Source organism: Pseudomonas sp. AC229 (assembly GCF_979254655.1).
In genome coordinates this window covers 1-255 of sequence record NZ_CEEDHK010000073.1, presented here as the reverse complement: position 1 = coordinate 255, position 255 = coordinate 1, and the positions used below count along the sequence as shown (strand labels likewise).

1 protein-coding gene is annotated in these 255 nt (G+C 49.8%); it reads right to left on the bottom strand.

Annotation, left to right across the window (positions count from 1 at the left end):
• Positions 1-255 (bottom strand): glycine--tRNA ligase subunit alpha (locus tag AC0IW7_RS24895; RefSeq protein WP_471821520.1); only part of this gene is annotated, 255 nt, incomplete at both ends.

Below are 255 nucleotides of genomic sequence, written 5' to 3'. Positions count from 1 at the left end.
CTTCCCAACCAAGCCCCCATGCACCAAGCGTTGGTGATTCCCAGTTGTCTTCTACAAAACGGACATCATGCGTTAAGGTATCAATGCCAATCGCTTTGAGTGACCCCAAGTACAATTCTTGAATATCAGGTGGATTGGGCTTGAGTACCACTTGGAACTGATAATAATGTTGTAACCGGTTTGGGTTGTCGCCATAGCGACCATCCGTTGGACGGCGTGATGGCTGCACATAAGCGGCATGCCAACGCTCTGGAC